General features: G+C 45.3%; 15 protein-coding genes. 3 read left to right on the top strand and 12 right to left on the bottom strand.

Annotated elements, in window-relative coordinates:
* Window positions 1-27: 27 nt before the first annotated feature.
* From H8S90_RS08280 to H8S90_RS08225, 12 genes are all read right to left on the bottom strand, one after another.
* The gene (locus H8S90_RS08280) at window positions 28-1,230 is read right to left on the bottom strand and encodes a sialidase family protein (protein ID WP_187342084.1); all 1,203 of its coding nucleotides are present in this window, start codon (window positions 1,228-1,230) and stop codon (window positions 28-30) included.
* Window positions 1,223-3,022, bottom strand: coding sequence for a hypothetical protein (locus H8S90_RS08275; protein ID WP_187342083.1), 1,800 nt, complete (start codon window positions 3,020-3,022; stop codon window positions 1,223-1,225). The genes H8S90_RS08280 and H8S90_RS08275 overlap by 8 nt, the downstream gene beginning before the upstream one ends.
* Window positions 3,023-3,028: 6 nt before the next feature.
* A complete protein-coding gene (locus H8S90_RS08270; RefSeq protein WP_187342082.1) occupies window positions 3,029-4,423 on the bottom strand; it encodes a sialidase family protein in 1,395 nt (464 codons plus the stop codon).
* A 68-nt stretch (window positions 4,424-4,491) separates the two neighbouring features.
* Entirely contained in the window at window positions 4,492-5,976 is a 1,485-nt protein-coding gene (locus H8S90_RS08265; protein ID WP_222852261.1) for a RagB/SusD family nutrient uptake outer membrane protein, read from the bottom strand.
* A gap of 10 nt (window positions 5,977-5,986) precedes the next feature.
* The gene (locus H8S90_RS08260) at window positions 5,987-9,223 is read right to left on the bottom strand and encodes a TonB-dependent receptor (RefSeq protein ID WP_255501866.1); all 3,237 of its coding nucleotides are present in this window, start codon (window positions 9,221-9,223) and stop codon (window positions 5,987-5,989) included.
* A gap of 221 nt (window positions 9,224-9,444) precedes the next feature.
* Complete coding sequence (locus tag H8S90_RS08255; protein WP_187342081.1) at window positions 9,445-12,009, bottom strand: GH116 family glycosyl hydrolase; 2,565 nt, start codon at window positions 12,007-12,009, stop codon at window positions 9,445-9,447.
* 186 nt (window positions 12,010-12,195) lie between these two features.
* The gene (locus H8S90_RS08250; RefSeq protein WP_187342080.1) at window positions 12,196-13,554 is read right to left on the bottom strand and encodes a neutral/alkaline non-lysosomal ceramidase N-terminal domain-containing protein; all 1,359 of its coding nucleotides are present in this window, start codon (window positions 13,552-13,554) and stop codon (window positions 12,196-12,198) included.
* Between the two features lie 7 nt (window positions 13,555-13,561).
* On the bottom strand, window positions 13,562-14,653 hold the full coding sequence (locus H8S90_RS08245) for a dipeptidase (RefSeq protein WP_187342079.1): 1,092 nt from the start codon (window positions 14,651-14,653) through the stop codon (window positions 13,562-13,564).
* Between the two features lie 197 nt (window positions 14,654-14,850).
* Window positions 14,851-15,711, bottom strand: coding sequence for a 3-hydroxyacyl-CoA dehydrogenase family protein (locus H8S90_RS08240; RefSeq protein ID WP_187342078.1), 861 nt, complete (start codon window positions 15,709-15,711; stop codon window positions 14,851-14,853).
* A gap of 41 nt (window positions 15,712-15,752) precedes the next feature.
* Window positions 15,753-17,063, bottom strand: a complete 1,311-nt coding sequence (locus H8S90_RS08235; protein WP_255501865.1) for an aspartate aminotransferase family protein — start codon at window positions 17,061-17,063, stop codon at window positions 15,753-15,755.
* Window positions 17,053-18,060 carry a 3-hydroxyacyl-CoA dehydrogenase family protein gene (locus H8S90_RS08230; protein ID WP_187342077.1) on the bottom strand — a complete coding sequence of 336 codons (1,008 nt, stop codon included), beginning with the start codon at window positions 18,058-18,060 and terminating at the stop codon, window positions 17,053-17,055. The genes H8S90_RS08235 and H8S90_RS08230 overlap by 11 nt, the downstream gene beginning before the upstream one ends.
* Window positions 18,061-18,069: 9 nt before the next feature.
* The gene (locus tag H8S90_RS08225) at window positions 18,070-18,450 is read right to left on the bottom strand and encodes a RidA family protein (RefSeq protein WP_187342076.1); all 381 of its coding nucleotides are present in this window, start codon (window positions 18,448-18,450) and stop codon (window positions 18,070-18,072) included.
* A gap of 321 nt (window positions 18,451-18,771) precedes the next feature.
* On the opposite strand from H8S90_RS08225, the gene H8S90_RS08220 reads away from it, so the two are divergent.
* Genes H8S90_RS08220 through H8S90_RS08210 form a run of 3 tightly spaced genes read left to right on the top strand, consistent with a single transcriptional unit; the run spans window position 18,772 to window position 20,698 of the window.
* A complete protein-coding gene (locus H8S90_RS08220) occupies window positions 18,772-19,323 on the top strand; it encodes a glucose-6-phosphate isomerase family protein (RefSeq protein WP_187342075.1) in 552 nt (183 codons plus the stop codon).
* A 10-nt stretch (window positions 19,324-19,333) separates the two neighbouring features.
* A complete protein-coding gene (locus H8S90_RS08215) occupies window positions 19,334-20,287 on the top strand; it encodes an ROK family protein (protein WP_187342074.1) in 954 nt (317 codons plus the stop codon).
* A gap of 39 nt (window positions 20,288-20,326) precedes the next feature.
* The gene (locus H8S90_RS08210; protein ID WP_222852260.1) at window positions 20,327-20,698 is read left to right on the top strand and encodes a phosphomannose isomerase type II C-terminal cupin domain; all 372 of its coding nucleotides are present in this window, start codon (window positions 20,327-20,329) and stop codon (window positions 20,696-20,698) included.
* Window positions 20,699-20,706 lie beyond the last annotated feature (8 nt).

Below are 20,706 nucleotides of genomic sequence, written 5' to 3'. Positions count from 1 at the left end.
GCGTTTCTCAATATTGAATAATATAAATTATTTTATTTCTAATAAGGTCCCGGCAATATGACGGTTATCGGTTGTCTGCCTATTGTAGTAATATACCACCAGCACACGGTGCTCATCCAGTTGTACCGACCAGGGGTAACCTAAATCACCGTTACCGCCATCGTCACGTAACACGATTTCGGGGGCTGTCTCAAAATCTGTACACGAGGCATTGAGTAATTTGGCCCGGATGCCAAAGGGCTGGTGCCGATACCCATATACGAGTAAAACTTGTTCATTGGGTAAACGATGCGCTTGTAATGGGTGCCCTTTAAAACCCATAGGTTGCCACTTCTGAAAGCTTTTTCCTCCATCGGTTGAACGAGCTATACAAGCCGTATCGCCGAAATTTTCAGTACGTAAAAATGCCAGTAACTCACCATCGGGTGTTTCATATACGGAAGCCTCATTGAAGGAAACTTCTTCATCTGTCGCAACCGGGCAGCTGTACTCCCAGCTGCGTCCCTGATCATCTGAAACAAGTAAATGATTGGAAGTCTTTTGCGGTTCTTCCCGATCTGTAGCAGCAATCACCCAGAATAACCGCCCGTCTTTTCCTTCGCACAACGCTCCCCGATTATAAGCCGGTACAGCGCGCTGAAACAAGGTGTGATTGATTTCTGCGGGAACCGCCGGTGGGTATATGGGTTCTTCCCAATGTTCCCCATTATCGGTTGAGCGTAACAGGTATCCTCCTAGAAAAAGTGAACCTGAAGCTTCAAAATAAGGTTTTTGGATAGCAGCTAGCGCTTCCGCCGACATCGGTGCCCAGCCATAGCTGGCGCAAAGAATGGTGCCATCCCGTAAGCGTAGTAAGCAAGGATCCTGAGATCCACCGAAGGGATGAGCATAAAGCAACGAGGGCGACTCGCTCCAATGTTCGCCATCAGTAGAACGGAGTGAAACCAGGTAACTATTGGGATCAATGTGATTGAAGCCCGATTCACCGTAATTCCTTCGTTCCGGTGCCCGACGGAATGCCAATAAATAAGTGCTATCAACACATTGCACAATGGAAGGAAATGCTGCATGAAAGAGGGTGTCTTTATAGATAACAAAATCTTTTATTTTTTTCACCTGAAGACCTGGCCTATCTCCCGAGACTTGTTGTGCCTGCATGGCTCCACTCAAAGCGATAGTGCAAAAATAGACTATGCTAAGCGCAAGTATTCTTTTCCGTGGATTATTCATGTTTTATTTCTCCTTTTTTGGTTTCATTTGCTTCCAGTGAAACGTCGTCCAAATCAAATGTAATCACATGGGCCAAAGAGGCTAGCATTTCGGTATCCCGATCGGCATTATTCTCTTTGATTGTCTTCCTTTTATCGTGTACCCAGGTAAGTATTCGCGACTGCATACGGGCTTTTATCACCGTGCCGTCACGGGCATCCACCCATTGTTCCCGCTTAAAAAGCAACTTTCCGCCACGCTCATGATAAAATGCATATCGTAAACCACCAACCCTACGGGATTCCTCTAAAGGTAAGAGGTCTTCTATCCCTACGCCCAGATCATTCAACCAAATTTCGCCCGAGGCGCGTAACAGGCGGCACGGCCGACCTTCCACCAATGTGTCGGAAACATAGGTAATGCGCATCTCCAAGGTTTTAACGGGCGGTATATCCGTTGCACGCAAAGAAGGAATACGAAGGCTTTCTAACGATTCCCAATGATCGCCAACCCGTAGGCCGTCTACCGGTAACAGTGCATTAAGTAAGGAAATATCGGGTGCCAACCAAAGCGCATGATCACCATCGGCTTCAACTCCTGAAACTTTTCCCTGTTTGCTCGCAGTGTAGGTTATGGATTCATTTCCGGTGAAGCTGCTGGAATCGTCAAACCAACGAAAGTGCTCAATCGCCGCCTGCATGCGCATTACTTCAGAATTCTGCTGAGGCTTAGCACTGATACGCAACTTCGCATTTGCCTCGATAAACGGCATGTCGGTTTTTTCCCTCGGAGAGAAAACCTGGTATAACGGGCGTTGGATATGCAGGAGCGAGTTTTGTACCGGTATTGCCTGTAAACCGGCCACCGTAACGGAATACGTAAGCGATTGATTATCGTCCAGTTGAGCTGATCTGACACCTCTATCTGGTTTGAGATAACGAAACAATTGTTTCAGAATTTTTTCATTATCTGCCCAAGGTCTGGCCATGTTTCCAGTCCAAGACCCCGTATCTCCTACTAACAAAACCTTTCCTTTTCCAGGCCTCACCATTACAATGCCCGGACCGCGTACGGCGCGATCAGGATACCCGGCATCAGAATAGACCTCAAGTAATGTTTCGGGATGCTCCGCCTCAGGTAGTATCTTTAATGTACATCCGGCACCATAGTGAAAAACAGGTACATCGTAAAAATAGGGATGCCCGGCTTTTATTTGATTATCAGAGTAATGTGTATCATCATTGTTCCAATCGAGCCCAAATGTATTGGCTAGTTTCCGCAATTGAACTTGCTCAAACTCTTCGTGTACCCGATCGTCGCCACCGCTATTGATAATAATCATCAAACTCCCGCCTTGGTGTACATAATCGATGAGCATGCGGAGCTCCTCGTCACTCAACACGTGCGTGGAAGGCACTATCCTCGGGTTATCGGGGCTAACCAAAACCACCGCCTCGGTGCTATCGAGTAGTGCACGATTATAAGGCGTTTGCAGCATAGCAATGGCATAATCAGATTCTAACGCAACAAAAAGAGGATCAAAGGTATTGGTGTGTACAAAATCGTCCCAACCATAACGCCCGCCGTTATCCACCCAGTTGCCTGTCACCAAATAATTTCCCACTTTAGTATTTGGCCCTTGGTGATGGTAATAGTCGAAAAGCAAACGTGGAACATAACGTTCCGATCTGCTGTAATGAATGATACTGTCCTGAAGTGAGGGCTTTTGCCCAGTTGGACAAAAACCACTCACTACTAACCAAACCAAAAATATAAATACCGAAAAACGAAAAATTAAAAGCTTCGAAAACATAAAATTTTATTTAGAGATTGCAGTCACATCGATTTCACGCACTTTGATCGATTTTCGCAACTCGCCGCGTTCATTCATAGTAAAAAAATCGGAATAAATTAATAGAAAACGGTCGCTGTCCAAAGGCAGTAAACTCGTATATCCGCAGGTGGTAAACCAATCGACGTTATCGATAACATCGTAAGGCAGCATCTCAAAAGCCTCCGTCCATGTATCTCCGCCATCCTGAGAAAAGCGCAACTGCACACCCGGCCGCCCATAGGACAACACCAAGATTCCGTTTTCGAGTTGTAAGAGTCTGGGCAGCACGCCTGTCGCCGATAATACAGCGGGTTTCGTCCATGTGACCCCCTTATCGGTTGATCTGCTGGCATACATGGGGCCGTTGATTTCATCGGTCGTACGCATCACACAAAGGAAACTGCTATCTGGCAAGATTTCAAAGGTCGGTTCTGTAAAACCAGCGAAGCGCTCCCCTTCTGCATGTAAGTTATGGTCGAAGGCATAGGGTATCCGACCTTGAATTTCCCAGGTATGCCCCATATCTGTCGATTGGTAAAAGAAAATGCCGGAACGCGGATCTACGGTTCCGTCGTCACGCAGATAGTAGCCGGGATAAACACCGGCATAAATAGAACCATCAGCCCCCAAGTGCAAATCTCCCCACCAAACGACAGGCATTTCTCCTTTGATCGTATACCGAAGCGCCAACGAATCCAGTAACTTTGCCTGTTCGGTTTGCCAATGCTTACTGCCTTTTGGCAAGCGTGTCAGAAATATGCCCTGCCGCTCCTTGGGTAGTAACTCCAACGGATATAAGTTGAAGTTATTGATTGTCTTCCCTACAGATTCGGGTAAGTGCAGATCCCGTTCGTGAATGGAAGGCGGAGTAGTGATTTTTATACGGTCTCCGTTAGGCAAGAGGACTCCCTCTGCCAGCTCCTGCTCCACCGAATCCTGCGATGCTTCCAGTATTTTCCAAGTTGTTCCATCATCCCCCGATGCTGCGTATAAATAACGTGTTTTTCCGTATGAGGCTACCGCATCATCCGATAAGTGGATACGGGCAACCAATTGGCTGTCTAAATAATGATGAAGTGTAGGAAATTGATAATGGCCCCAAGGTTGCGGATCCCTAGCTTTGCTAACAATGACCGGGTCTCCAAAAGAAATATGTAAGCGGTTCCTTTCTCCCTTCTGGTAGTCGATCTCCATTCCGTCGTAGGCAGGTATCCCCTTAACGGCTTGTCCCGATTCATCTTTCTGGGGATACAAGGTTATCCTGACATCGCTGTCGGCCATTTTATTCAACCGGGCATCGCTGCCTTCAGACTGGCAGCTTATCAAAGGAAACAGCGCACCCAAACAGCAGATAAACAGTAAACATTCTCTTAATTGCATTCGAAATTTATTTTTTTATTTTATGGTTAGCTACTGCCTTAGAACACAGACTTTTCCTATCCGATCAATTATTCATAACCTGGGTTTTGAACAACCAGTGGTTCTGTATTCAAGATATTATTGCCAATGGGAAACAACAGCAAATGCTGCTCATCACGTCTCGATTGCAAATTGGGTACGATATCAAAAACTTTCCCGTATCGTACCAAATCATCCCAACGTTTACCTTCAAATAGCAATTCCAATAATCTTTCGCGGAGAATAAGTGTTTCATTCTCTTCCTGGCTGCCGTTCACAAAAATATGATTATTGAACGCAGATCCGAAAGCCCGTCTACGGATTTCGTTCATTTCTACCGAAGGATCTTGCCCCAACGCGTTTTTTGCCTCTGCTTTCATTAGCAAGACATCTGCATAACGGTATAAAATGGCGTCGTTGGTAAAATAGCGGGTTCCGCCCTCAACAATACCGCTGAATTTAAGATTGACATTGGTATAATAGGTAGCATTACCATTGGCATCGTAGGCAAATACTTCGTGGAAGGTAGCGTCGCGGCGACTATCTGTCATAGAAAACTGATTACGAACAAGTTGTGTAGCCACCAATAAGCCAATACCATTTCCAGTTGGTAAAATCAGGTTCCTACTTTCTTCGCCTACATTTGCGGGAAGTTGCGACCCGAACCAAGTAAAATGCAGAAATAACCCTCCTTCAATCACATCATGATGAATCACCATCAGTAATTCGCGGTTACCTTTATTATCATACCGGAAAATATCGGCAAAATCGGGTAGCAAGCCGGTATCCGTTCCCTCAATTGCTTCAATTGCCGCTAAGGCGTTACTAAAATCAGCACTACCTCCCCCTAAGCGTTTTCCGGTAAACAAGTTCACATCAGCTTTCACTGCGTTGGCAGCCGCACGCGACCAGCGCATCCGGCCACTGGGAAAGCTGTCGTCTGGAAAAAGGGCAATAGCTTGTTCCAAATCCTGTTTTATAAAAGCAAAGACTTCTGTTTGCGGAGAACGCTCTCTCTGGGTAACCTCGGCACTGGAAGATTCGATAGGCTCATCACGGATGATAGCGTCCCCCCATGTTTTGCTTATTATGTAATGCATATAAGCGCGCGTGGTATAGGCTTCTGCCAAAATCCGCTGCTTAGCAGCTTCTGAAGTGAATGAAATCTCCGGCACATATTTTAGTATCAAATTGGCATCATTTATCGCCCGATAATAACCCGCCCAGCCCGGATGCCCCGGATTGGTTGGCGTAAGGGTATTTCCCTGTATATCCGCAAAGTCTCCGCCCGTACCGGAAACACCTCCCTCATATACATCGCTTCGGATTTCACTGCGATAAATATTTACGGCCACATCGCGCAGGCTGATGTACATGCCCGTGAGCGCCCCATTGGCGTCATCTTCCGTCTGCCAAAAGGAAGTGGTGGTGATCACGCTAGTGGGCGATACATCCAGCTGACGCGAACAGGACCCACAGCACATCCATAAAAAGATGGCTATCGTGTAAAAGGTTGTTTTCGAAGTTTTCATCATCTTTTCCATATTAAAGGGATACATTGAGTCCAAAAATAAAGTTCTTAGGCATGGAGTAACGACCATCATCTTGAGCACCATCCTCGGGGTTTAGACCACTATAACGGGTAAAATAGTGGAGGTTATTGGCTGTTAAGTTAAGCCGTAAGCCCTTCATTTTCATCCTTTGCGCAAGCGCAACAGGAAAAGTATAACTTAAGGTAACCTCTCGGATAGCTAAAAAATCGCCCCGCTCGTAGTAGAAAGAAGTGCCTGTAGTGGCTGTACCATTAAAGGTATTCCGCTGGATGCGCTCACCCCCCCAATACATGCGCGGCATATCGGTTACGTCACCCTGTTCCCGCCATGCCCGGTCTATCTTACGTTGTGTGGTGTTGCCATCCGAATATAGATTTCCTTCCATAAACATCATAGCCCAGTTGAAAATGGTGTGCCCTGTAGTGTAATCCGCACGGATGTAAAGATTGAAATTCTTATAGCCGAAATTGGTAGACATACCGCCTGTCCAAGTCGGAAAGGTATTGCCCATATACACATAGTCTCTACTATCGATAATGCCATTACCATCGGTATCCTGCCACTCGGTATCTCCGCCGAATTTGGTCCGATCATCAAGCGCTATGAAAGTATCAAAGGGTGCATTGGCTGCCGCTTCATCGGTAGGATAAATGCCAATTTGCAAACGATCGTATAAGTCGCCCATTCTTCCTCCCTCCTGTAGCCCGCCCTTCCAAGCGTAGTCATTAATACCAGGATCCCAAACGTAAAAACCTCCCACACGATTATTTTCTACCCCGTTAGGCGGTAAACGTAAAATTTTATTTTTTACCCGCGATGCGTTGAAGGACAGCTGCCACCGATAGGCGGAAGTGGCAGGCAATAAATTGGCATTTACTTCAAATTCAATCCCCCGGTTTTCCAGACTTCCCAAATTGGTTAACACACTACCAAAACCGGTAGATGCCGGCAAGGGCAGATTAGTGATTAAATTATCGGTTACCCGTCTATAAGCATCAAAGAGCATATTGAAACGACCATTGAATAAACCAATGTCGGCTCCGATATTCAGCGTTTTAGATTTCTCCCAGCGTAGCTCCGCATTTGGGATAACGGTATTACGGATAGCGGCTGCCCCTCCATATATACCTCCTGTACCATAAGCGCCCTGCGCCGTAAAATCGCCCAAACCACTGATATTACCATTTTCACCATAACTACCTCTGAGTTTAAACCGTAGTAAATCTTGGGGAAGTGCTTTCCAGAATTCCTCTTGATGTAAATTCCAACCCAAGGATACACCGGGAAAGAAACCCCATTGATGATCGGCCCCTAAATTTGATGCGCCGTCGTACCGCATATTGAGTGTGATGAGGTATTTTTTGGCATAATCATAATTCACACTGGCAAAATAACCAAGCAAAACCTGATCAGAAATAGAACTGTTCACGGCAGTCGGTTCACCCACCGCATTTAAGGTAGGGATTAAATCATTAGATGCGCCGCGTCCACTGGCACTTAAACTGGATTCCCGACGATCAAAATAAGAGAAACCGGCCATCGCATCGATGTGGTGTGCCTGAAAATCCCTGTCATAAGTCAAGATGGCGTCCAATTGATTTTGTATCCAGCGGTAATTCGACCCATTGGCATTACGTGTTTCATTATAATCAAGTGGACCATTCCAAAATGCAGGTTCAAAACTGTACGAATCATTGGAGATTCTAAAGGTGGATAGTTGCGGCTTGAAGGTCAAACCTGGTACGATCTCCCAATTACCTGCAAGCGACAAGGTGAGATTATCTACCGATTCATCATATACCCGGTTGTTCAAATGATAAACGGGATTACCGATCGAACGGTTTGTTCCGGGGGCAAGCGTTCCGTCTTCAAAAGTAAATTTGGCTGTTGGCGCTAACCCCGCCGAACGGTAAAAGGTTTCCGCCGTACTGGTAGAAGGTACATTCTGCTTGGAATTGCTATAAAGTGCCCGACCGGAAAAGCTCAAATTATCCCGTACTTTTAAGTTACCGTTCAGATTAAAACTCAAGCGGTTATATTTAGTAGTAATCACCGTACCTTGATTGGTCAAATAACCTAAACCTGCATTGAATACTGCTTTATCGGTTCCGCCATTGATGGCCACATGGTTATTATGCGAATGACCGGTTTGGTAAGTAAGTGCTTGAAAATCCGTATCTGTAAAAATCAAGGTACGTGAAGGATCTACCGGATCGGGCATACTTAACCAACCTTCATTCAATTTATGCCGATTGGCATCGGTGAGATATTGGGTGGAAAACGCTGTACTATTCGTAAGATCGTTACCAGTGCCGTAACCCATCGGGAGTAATAAACGCGCTTCGGAATTTGGAAATTTCGGATCGGCAAACTCACCAGGTCGCATGAGATTGAGATAATCGGCCGCATTTGCCATATCGTACAGCCTACCCGGACGTGACAAGGTGTAATCGTAGGAATAGTTTACACTGACGGCTCCGGACTTTCCGGATTTTGTTGTGACAATAACAACGCCATTCGATCCCCGTGCGCCATAGATTGCTGTCGCCGCCGCATCTTTTAATACTTGCATGGACTCGATATCGTCCGATGCGATATTATCAATCTGTGGTCTGATGATTCCATCCACGATGTACAGGGGCGTGGCGCCGTTTGGGTTATTAATAGAAGTTCCGCCCCGTACAATGACGCGCGGTGCGGCTCCTGGTTGCCCACTGGTACTCTGCACCCGAACGCCCGGCAAGGTTCCCTGCAAGGCTGAAGCGGCATGAGCAAAAGGCACATTGGCCAATACCTGCGTATCTAGCTTGGATACGGAAGTGGTAATCGTTTCGCGCGACTGTGCTCCAAAACCTACGATGACCACTTCATCTAAACTTTGGTCGCCCGGCAATAGCATAACATTAATGGTAGTCTGCCCTTCTACCGACCGTTCTTCCGTTCGCATGCCGACATATGTGAACACTAATGTTTCTAACTCCTCTTCATTGGGCAATTGGATGGAGTATCTACCCGCAGCATCTGTTACCACCGATTGGCCGCCATCCTTTACCCGGACACTGACCCCCGAAATAACCTCCCCTTTATCATCGGTAACGATACCCGAGATACTTCTTTGGGCAAAGACGGTTTGCATACCGGCAACGTACATAAGTATCAAGCACGTAATTTGCCGCAAACCGAACATCCTAAATTTAGATGCCCACAACATATTGATTAACTGCACCATAATTATTTAAGTTTAAGTGATATCCATATCATGCATAAGTATTCGATCTTTTACGAAAATCCCAAAGCTTAACCGGTTATAATTGATAAGGTTTATAAAGTAAAAGTACTCGCTAGAAATTGGCTTGACTACTACTTTTATTTATATTCATAATACAATCTTGCAAGGAATAAGATATCCCTAGACAATAAGATAAGTAAAAGCCGCCCCATGCTTACCTTTCACGCCATCTCCTTTCCCGAAATGACAATCTTCTCTACCACGATATCACCGTAAAACACCTGAAGCGCAGGTTCTCCATCAAAAAAATGTACTTGGCCAAATCCAGTGGCTGTCGCAATAAAAGCGGTAAAATCGCCTATCTTGGAATCAATAAACAAGGTGTTATCTACCGCATCATAACGTATACCTGTTAAGGCCTGCAGTAAACTATAGCTCGACAGCGACCGTGCATACCAATGCCCGTATTCATATTCATTGAAGGGGTTTCTTATACTACCGTCGTACCGGCTACGACAGGCTCTTACAATTTCCAATCCTTCTTCCAGACGGTCCGTAAAAATGAGGTGAGAGGCTACTTGGTATTCTACACCCGTCCAAACTTCGTCGCAATAGTAAAAGGGTAAGGAAAGCCGGTTTCCCTTGGGCCAGGAACACAACACCAAACCTGCCTCTTCTCCATTTGCATAGGTGGCTCGCTGTGTGTTGCCATGATTGTGCAAAGTTGATTTTTGGTTGTATTTATAAACAGAAAGTAAATGACTTTTTACTTTTTCCGGATTGACAGGATTTCCTAGTCCGCAAACTTCAGATAACCAGCTTCCTAAAATACCATCAGACAAGCAACCGTCGCCATATTGGTATTTTGGCCCCTCTTTTCTGACAATCTCCAGCTCATCTGCGGTATAAGACCCAACGAAGCGGGGATCACCTTTTTCTGCTTTATCTGTTAAACCGGGCCAGTTTATTTCTTGCACAAAATATGCTCCGTTAAAAAGATGCTGCTCCAGATAAGCTTTTGCTTTCTCAAAAATCCCTTCGTAAATGCGAACATCATCCTTAAAAAAACGCCCCATGCAAATCATAGCTTTTAGTGCTCCCAAATAAATACTCATGCACATACCATTCGGCCCCCAGAAAGCTTGATCGTAGGTGTTTAGTTGATCGCCTTCCATCACGCCCAATTTTTTTGGGTCCCAAACGCGTATGCAATAATCCATGCTGGCTTTAACTTTTGGATAGATAGCCCTGAGCCATGCTGTATCACCACAGATACGCCAATCCCGGTAAACTTTCATGATACCGCCTAATTGCCCATCAGCCGCTTTCATATGGTAATTGTATCGGAGCGGACTGATCGGTAGATTCGCCCGATGGCCTTGATGCCCTTCTTCATCTTGATTTTCATGAAATTCGGTTTCCCGAAAGCTCCTTTCCATATCTGGAAAGAGATGCGGCAATGCCTGCGCATAATTCCAAACATGGGTACAGGAACCCCAGCAACTACCCACGTCATCCCCACAACCTTCCCAAGCCCATAAACGGCCGTCATGTTGCCTGAGAATGGTGGGCGATTTCAAAATAGAAAGGTTGGCTGATACCGCCTCTAAAACTTCACTTGGAAGTGTACTATCAAAAAAGGCTTTTTTAAATAAGGTACTCTGCTCATATAATCGTACATAGTTTTTTTTCCAATAATGAGCCACCTCATCAATGTTTTTAAATTGCACACTGTACCATGGCTTATAATATTTCGGCCCACTTACCGATGTCTGCTGCTCGGTATAAGCCGGATGTGAGTCACCTTCCCGCAAGACGGTTTCTGGAAAATACCAGGCAAACATTAACTTAAAGGTCCTTAGCTCTCCCGGCGCCAGCTTAAATGGAATAAACAAGGACGCCCCAGGAGCATCTGTGGCCAGAGCAGCAGTGGTCTTTATTTCATCCTCACCAAGTGTTTTCCATAGCATGGATAGCGCGTCTCTTCTAAAACCACGAAACCAAGCATGTTTGACAACAGGTTCCTCATCATCCGTGTAAACAGTAAAATAACCCTGCTTTTCAGGGTTATCATCAATGCCGTCCATAGAAAGTGTAAAACCATTATTATTTGATCGGATAGAAGAATTACCCTTTGGTTCTGCAATAACGTTTTTCGCATTGTACGAAAAAATATATTCTTCCGGCTCCGTTCCCATATTTTTAAAAGTGTATTCCAACGCACCAACCGGCAAGCTCGAATCGTCTGTCTCAGATGGGACAAACGGGCTCCACCCTTTCAGCGATACTTCAAGGGGCATTTGCGGATCGGTTAAGGTGATGGATGCGAAAGGAAACTGGGCTTCGAATGCGGCATGCCGGAATCTTGGAAGCCCCCAGTGACTGCCGTCTGTACCTCCTAGAGCAGCATTCTTTTGTCCAAATTTCTTCCAGGCCGGAACATTTTGTTCCAATATTCTTGTACCGTTTTTTTTTCCTTTAATGCGTATAGCAGCAAACACACACGGTTCAAAAAACATCTCAGGACGATGGCGAATCGATAGATGAGAAATCGCCCCTGTACCTTCTAAACAAAACATGCCCGCTCCCATACCGCCTATCGGAAAAGCTATTCTTTGTAACTGTTCGCCTGTGTAAGAAGTGCGAAAAAGTTTTTTATGCCCACCACTATTTTTGTCAAATATAGTTGCGGTTTTAGCAGCCATTAGCTGGTGTGGCACTGCGGAGATGACGGCACCTCCCAACGCCAATTTTTTTATAAACGTTCGCCTATTAGATTCTTGCATATAACCCTTAATCCTTTACTGTAAAAGTAGTTGCTATTAAGTAGCTATTGCTACTATTTTCATTTATAAAAGCAGTATTATCTTTCAAAAAAAGGGGCGAAGATGGCCTGTTGCAGACACGGCCTCAAAACCAATTCAATTTTGCTAAAAGCGAAATCTCTGGAGTACATGTGTGGTTGATGTACATTAAAGACTGGAGATTATTGTCTGCAAACGTTCGCTGATGAGCGCTTCTGCCTGTCCCTGCAGTCTACTGGTACGGCAACGCCAGGTTTCGTAACCCCCTTTTTCCAACTCATGCAGGGGAGGGACATAACCAACGTAATCATTTGCCAAACAAATGGTGAAATAGTTTCCCTGGCATTCTTTTTTTAGTTGCAAACCCGTTTCTGCAAAAAACTCTCCACCCAGAGCACCGATAACACCCGAACCTATCCGAAATGCCTGTATAGGAAAAGGCACTACATCGGGAAAGTTGGATAGTAAAACCTGTTCACGAGCATAGATACTTATAATGCCAGATAAGTCTAAGGAAAGGTTTTCATAATCGGTTTGGCGCACGATTACCAAGGCTTTTCGCAATTCCTGCGCATTGGCTTTGCGCGAACGAATGGAGACATCTTCGTACCCACAGGCTAAGGATGCCGAGGTTTCCCAGTTAACGTTTTCGAGCGACCGATATACAGCCCCGGCAATGTCCTTACCAATTAACTGGCTTTTCTCATGATTCCCCTCAGGATATCGGTTAGTATTCATAAAATCCCAGATATTAACGTCTCCACTGGTACCATTGCTCATCATCGCAACAAACGATTGACCGGTGTTAAACATCTGTTTGAGCTCACGGGAAAAATACCCAAAATAATCAGCACTGATCGTACCTCTTTCACAATCGCCTACGTAGTGCAGGGAATAATTGGCGATCAGGCTGATCCATTGATTGTCTATAGTTTTTACCGCCAGGTAGGCTACTTCGGTATCCACCTCGGCAGCCCGTCCAACAATTGCTTCTTCGTCACCAAAAGGATTGGTTTTTACGTCATCCAATGTGCCGGTTACCGGATTAAGGGCCTTATACCCTTGCCGCATACGATAACGTCTACATACCACATGTTCCGGAACATGTGCGGAGCCAAAGGCAACCTGTGCTTCGACCATGCCCTGAAATGCTTGTTTCACGGCATTCAGGACTAAATTCGGCAGGCGTAATCGGTATGCCCAGTCAACCGGGGTCATTAATAAGTCGGCTACCGAACCTGCTGCATGGGTATGCGTGCTGGCAATGAGTGTCTGCGCTGGTAGTATCCTTAGCTCTGCCTGTATGCGTTCTTTTATTTCATCAAGCAAATCACGCTGCATAGCACAGATATCTACGATGACCAATACGAGCGTCATTTGTGAATCCTGTAATACGAGCGCTTTTGCATAGAGCGGATCTGCAATATCGGTAGCATAACGGGAAGTGAATTCACCATTGATAAGGGTTCCTAAGGGAGGCGTAATTTCTACTTGAGCGGCTCCTGCCCGCAATGTATTTCTAGCCATATATTAGTTATGCATCGGCGGTGGACCAAGCTCGCTTTAAAAAGCGAAGCCAGTTTCCGTGAAAAATATGATCAATATCTTCTTCTTTGTAACCACGACTGTTGAGGATAGCTTCGAATTGTTGTAAATCTGCCACAGAATGCATATCCCAAGGCGCTTGCTCCGTACCGAAAATACCATCTAAATCACTTCCGACACCTATATGATGACAGTTTCCTGCTATCTGACAGATATGATCCCAATGATCCACAAGCTTGGCTAACTTAATATCCAACTGCCAGGGATCTGATATCCCGTCAATAAACCGTATATCCATCGCCCAGCAATCTAACATCCCGCCGATGACCGCCCCACGTGCGACAAGCTTTTTGATCTGGTCATCCGTTAGCTGCCGTTGGTTGGGAACAAACCGCCTGACATTATGATGGCTGGCCCATATAGGACCTTCGTAGAGGTCGATCGCTTGCTCAAAGCCTTCGTCGGTCAGGTGGGTTACATCTAGTATGAGATGGAGCTTTGCCATTTCACGAAGGAGCTGTAGGCCCGCACTCGTAATAGGCCCAACAGCCTTCGTTCCCGGTGCATACCTTCCCGGACCAAAATGAGACAGCCCCACTGCCCGTAAACCATCGGCGTGCGCTTTGTAAAGATAATCGATATTCACCAAAGAATCGGCGCCTTCCAAACTTAATATATAACCGATTGGTTTTTGCTCATCTGGGATAGCCTCGCTGTTCCATAAATCAATATGCTGTTCAAGTCCAGCAAGATCCGTCACCTGCACCAACTCCTCTAATACCTCCATTTCACGATACCAGGTTAATTGTGCCTGTGTCATCGCCCAAGCCTGCTGGGGCGAATGCCAGCCGGCAAATTTACTGCCGGGAGATGCTACACGGGCCAACTGTGTTGCTACCACTAACCCTACCTTACCTCGGCGCAATTCGGGAAAACAAACGGTACCATTACCTCTGTCGGGCTTATCAGGCATATTTAGCTCCCGTTGCCGGATCTCTTCCAAAGGTCTGGAAAGATCCCTGTTCCATTCTATGGCATTCATGGCCAAATCCAAATGGGCATCTATGATTAATCGTTTCATCTGTTTATATGCTTTTATTTGTCAGACGGAGTCTTTGCTAAAACCCCGAAAGGTTCATGAACACAAAAGCGAAATTAAAAATCCGTTATTAAATTAGTCATTGCCCTATGCTTACATCCAGAATTTTCATGAGCTAATGCGGATTATGGATTAAAACAAACAGCGCTGCGAATAACGTTATTTAACCCTGATAGGGTTCATGACTTTTCCGTTAAATCTTCCCTTGTAAAAGGATATCGCTGAATAATCTCTTGAATTTCTTTACTGAATTTAGCAAATAGCGTTTTCCATCGGGCCGCTTCACCGTCGCCATAAGAATAAAATCCTTCATCATGGGCCATCCCTAATGCCCCTTTAGCCAACAATTGTTGGAAAAAATTGGGCAATTGCCGTTCTTGTGACAACTCCGGATTAAGCTCTTTCATCACAACGCCATAAGCATAAGGTCCCATCAGATCCATATAACGAAAGTTCCCAGCGAACGGTAGGTAAAACCCGGCATCATTCCGACAGGCTCTATCTACACTCTGAATGTCTGCATACTGATGTTCTACCAAATAGAAGGCTTCCCGAACCATAGCGGCAAACATTCTCGCACGGATACTAAACCCGGCGTGTACCACATAAGGATCTTTATTCCAAAACTGCTTCGCTAAGCGATGCACCAGCAAGTCAGCTCCTTCACGCGTAGATTTATTACGGATAATTTCCAAAAAGAAGGTCGTATCTGCAGGATAAACCCAATTCAAACCTAATAACTGCTCGGGATAGCTCACTTTTTCCTGCAAAGCTTGAAGGGATATGGCTTCCAGATTAATTGCAAGCAAAGCATCTCGATGAATACGTTCCTGTATACCGTTTATCCAATCGACTTTCTGCTCAAGATGGTCTGCCGTAATGATGATGATCAATTCTTCAGCTATAGAGAGCGGTAAGTTTACAGCCGATGTACAGCGTGATAAGGCATGTTTCTCCTGAAGACATGCAGCTATGCTGTCTGCCAATTTACCCTCGCCAATGACCATAACGGAATGCTGTTTCAATTGGATATCTTTCATAAAAAGCCGCTAAAAATGTTCATATAATTAATTTCTTTACGCTACAGCCTACTTAATACACGATGTGCAACCTCAATGGCCTGCTTCACGTCTTCTTCGGTGTGAACGGCACTAATGTACCACAAACCTCTGCCTATCACACGAATACCTTCATCATGTAAGCCAGCTATAAAGGCCTTTAACTTGGACCCGTCGGTCTGGAGGGTGTCGCGATAATCGTTGATACATGATAAATCGGTAAAAGCAGTATGTAGCATAGGTCCTGGCCCCTGCACCAGCATGCTATGCCCCGTGTCTCGTGCAGCTTCTTTTAAGCCCTCCTGTAACTGTTTTCCTAATTGAAAGAGCCGAACATATACGGTGGGATCTTCTTCCAAAATTTCGATGGTTGCCAATGCCGCCGCTACGGTTGCATGGCTACTATTCATGGTACCGGCATGAATAACCCGGCCCTCTTCTATTTCCGCCATCCACGATTGTCTTCCCACAACCGCGCTGATCGGATATCCACTGCCAATTGCTTTTGCGAAAATGGCGAGATCGGGTTGAATACTGAAGTGTTCTTGCGCCCCTCCCAAACCTAAACGAAATCCGGTAATCACCTCATCAAAAATCAAGGCAATTTGATAGGTGTCACAAAGTGCACGTAAGCCCTCCAAGAAACCCGGTACTGGCAAAATACATCCGTTATTGCACATAATAGGCTCAGTTATCACGGCCGCCAGTTCGTCGTGCCGCTCCTTTATGATAGCTTCCAACAATGATAAATCGTTCCATGGCAGCAAGATAAATTCATCGCGACTTTGGGCTGCCAAGCCGGCACACCAAGGGGTGACCCTTGGCTTCTCCCTTGAGCCCATTGCTTCTACTCCAGTTGCACTGATACCATAAGCCACATTATCCAACCATCCATGGTAATGCCCCTCAAACCGCAAAAACTTGGATTTTCCTGTCTTTGAACGGGCTACCCGCAAAGCCGTCTGCACAGCCTCTGAACCGTCTAAACAAAACCGAATCAATTCAGCCGAGGGGATTAAGGCATTTAGCTTTTCCGCCAACTCCACTTCTTTGATATGCTGGCCGGCAAATAATTGCCCCTGTGCTGAATATGCAGCAACGGCAGCCAATACCCCCGGATGGGAATGTCCCAGCAAAAGTGGTCCCTGACTTAACGTGAAGTCTATATATACGTTACCATCAACATCCCATATGCGACTCCCCTCTCCATGGGTATAAAAAAGGGCATGCGGATGATTATACTTTCTAAATTCGGATGACACGCCCCCGGCAAGCACTTTCTTTGCCCGTTGGAGCAGCATAGCCGACTGTTTATATCTTATTTTATCCATCATAGGTATTACTGGCCAGCACATGTTCCAGTCTGCTTTCTGGATACTGTGCCGCTTGTTGATATATGGTTTGGTTGAATGCATGAAAAGCTTTTATCCAAGCTTTTGCTTGACTTTCGTCATAGGAATAAAACCCACGGAGATTCTGCACGCCCTTGGCGCCTAAATCCACCATCCGCTCCATCACCCCAGGCACCTCCTCTCCATTATATAGTAGCGGAAAAAGTTGTTCGAAAATTAAAGCGTAATCTTGCAAGCCCAAGAAATCCATCCGGCGAAAAAGGCCCATTAAGGTAATCCATGAACCCAAATCATACCGAAACGCCTTATCGGCATCTTCAAAGCAGGTCGCATCAGTTGCCACTAAATGCAAAGCCTCGCGATAAACAGCATACATGAGTCGATTGGTTATAAAACCTCTGATATCTTTCTGCAATAACGTAGGTTCCTTATCCCAACTTCCGGCCAGTTGATAAACCCATTCAGCCACTGCTAAAGACGTTTTTTGCCCACAGGTAATTTCCAAGAAACGAGTAGTATAGGCTGGCTCTGCCCAATGTACTCCCAAAAACCGCTCAGGAACGGCAATATATTGCTGAAGGCGACTAATAGGAATTGCTGAAGTATTGGAGGCAATGATGGTATCTTTGGCGACAATTGACGCTACCTTATCGTATACTATTTGCTTAATATCTTCTCGCTCTATTACACACTCTACTACTAAAGCGCATTTCCCCAATGTGTTGTAATCTGTAGAGATCATCAGCTTCCCTAAATAAGAATCGATCGACGCATCCAATAAACCGTCATATTTGGCGTATTCCAAATGCTCATAGATACGCTTGGCTGCGGTTATTTCTTCGCCCTTCACCGGAGCAATAGCAACTACCGGATGACCCGCTTTTAATAATGAAACCACGATGCTACAGCCCATTAAACCTAATCCCACTATACCTATCTGTATTTGCTCAACAGTTACCTGCTCTTTTATACTAGTCATTCGATTTTTTTATAGTTTGACGATGCAATCGATTTCTACTTTTATGCCTTCATCCAATACCGATTGAACGGTGGTCCGTGCAGGTTTTATATCAGAAAAATAAGTACTGTATACCTCATTGAATCTATCAAAATCAGCAATATCACTTAAATGAACGGTACACTTCACCACATCGTCCATGTTTGCCCCCGCTGCCGAAACTATTGCTTGTATATTTTCCATTGTGCGTGCTGTTTCTTCTTCAATGGTTCCTAATATGAAGCGAGAGCTTGAAAAGTCAACTGCGGCCTGTCCGCTAACGAACAAAAAATCTCCTGCAACGATACCATCGGAGTAAGCCCCCGTTACAAAGTGCGCTGCGCGTTTAGGGTGATGTATGGCTTGTTTCATTATGAGCTGTTTTAATCTTTAAAAGTCTTTGTTAAGGGGTGATATGACAAAGGTAAAGAGCTTAGCAACCCTTATCTATTACATTTATCTCTATTTCTGATACTATTTTTCAATAGCACCGAAAGCAGCGGAGCGGCCTTTTCAAAACTATTAACCAAGTGTCTTTCTTGCTAAAATACCGTACAATTTGGAAAAGAAAGATGAAACAGAAACGTTCAAAAGCCGCCTAACTTTGTCTTATCAGGTGCTTATATCTGTATAAAGGCTACGTAAACCGATAACCGGAGAACCAAAAAAAGTATAACCTAATTATTTAATAATATGCTTCAACAACCAGCCATAACTTTTAGCGTTGATGTTTTAAAGGGAAAAGAAGTTATTACGAAATCAACGTATTTAGCTGATCTGACCAACCTGTTTAAAAATGAAGAGGCTAGGCTCGACATGCCGCAAGACCAACTGATATATCGGGTCACTTTATATAAACCTGTGGCCGAAGGTACTCCGGGAGGTCTTTTTTTTGGAACGACGATCATAGAGCCTGGTCAGATAGCTACAGAATATTTCATGACACGGGGACATTTTCATGCTAGGGGTGACCGAGCGGAATACTATTGGTGTATTCAAGGGGAAGGCGCATTGCTACTGATGGATCGTAAGCGAAATATCCGGGCGGAACGGATGTACCCGGGAAGTTTACACTATATCCCAGCGCATACGGCTCACCGAACCATCAACACTTCTACCGAACCGTTGAGTTTTGGTGCCTGTTGGCCAGCAGATGCCGGTTATGATTACGAGGGGATCGCTCATCATGGTTTCTCAGGCAGAATCTTCCAAGTAGACAATGTTCCACAATTGGTTAAGCTTTAAAGGGGCCAGGATGAATATTGTCGGCATAGATCTAGGGGGCACACGCATTAAAGTTGGTCTGCTATCGGATGGAAAATTAAAGGCCTTACGGATTACAGAAACCAAAAATAACAAGGAGTTGCGTCATCTACTCCCGCTATTGGAAATACAGATCACCGAAATGAAGCAAGAAACACAGCTAAATGATGTTCCTTTTCTAAGCTTGGCTTTCCCCGGCTTGGTAGACACCGATGAAAACCGCATCATAGGCACGAGCTCAAAATACGAGGATGCACCTTCCCTCGGTCTGTTGGAATGGGCCAAGACATCACTAGGTATGTCTCTGAAGCTGGAGAACGATGCCCGTATGGCTTGTTTGGGAGAGTGGTATTATGGTGCAGGCATGAAATGCAGCAACATGGTAATGACGACTTTGGGGACAGGCATAGGAACCGCAGTTATCCTCGACAATGTAATCTTGCGTGGGAAACATTTCCAAGCCGGGATTTTGGGAGGGCACTTTATCATCGATTATAAAAATGAAAGGCACCGATGCAGCTGCGGCAGGTTTGGCTGTGTGGAGGCTACTGCTTCCAACTGGACTATTGAAAAACTGGTGAAAGCACACCCCTTATTTGAGAGAAGTATGCTACAAAAATCCGACAAGTTGAATATGCAAACGCTCTTTCAGCTTAGTAAGGAAGGAGATGAGCTGGCTCGTTTGCTGGGCAATCAATGTCTGGATGCCTGGGCTGCAGGTATCGTTAATCTCATCCACGCCTATGATCCGGAAATCGTCATCATTGGTGGTGGTATGATGCATGTAAAAGAACTGGTAGTACCCTATTTACAATCGATTATAGCAGCCAGAGCCTGGTGCCCCTGGGGAGGACCTGAAATACGTACGGCCCATTTTCCTGATACAGCTGCGCTCATGGGTGCACCCTTATTATTTAAAGCGAATGCAAACACTTGCCTCCCATAAATAAAGTGAACCAAAAAATCAAATTTTAATACAATGAACATGGATACATCAAAAGAAAAACACGTAAAACCACCGGTAAGGTTTGTTGAAAGACCATGGGGATCTTTTAAACAATTTGCCCATAATGAAGCATGCACCGTGAGTTTAATGACAGTGTTGCCTGGTCAACGACTAAGCTTACAATCACACCGCTACCGCAGTGAATTATGGATTGTTCTGGATGATCATGCCTTAATTCAGATAGGCGATGAAGAGCGAACGTACATGACCGGTGACGAGCTATGGATTCCTGCCCATTCAAAACACCGACTTACCTGCCGGGGCAACCAGCCTATCCGGGTGTTGGAGGTTGCCTTTGGTAATTGGCAACAGGATGATATTACGCGTTATGCAGATGACTATAAGCGGTAAGCAGCTAA

It is taken from the genome of Olivibacter sp. SDN3, from assembly GCF_014334135.1.
Classification (GTDB): Bacteria; Bacteroidota; Bacteroidia; order Sphingobacteriales; family Sphingobacteriaceae; genus Olivibacter.
Note: the sequence above shows the minus strand (reverse complement) of the source record. Positions and strands in the feature narration are given on the sequence as shown.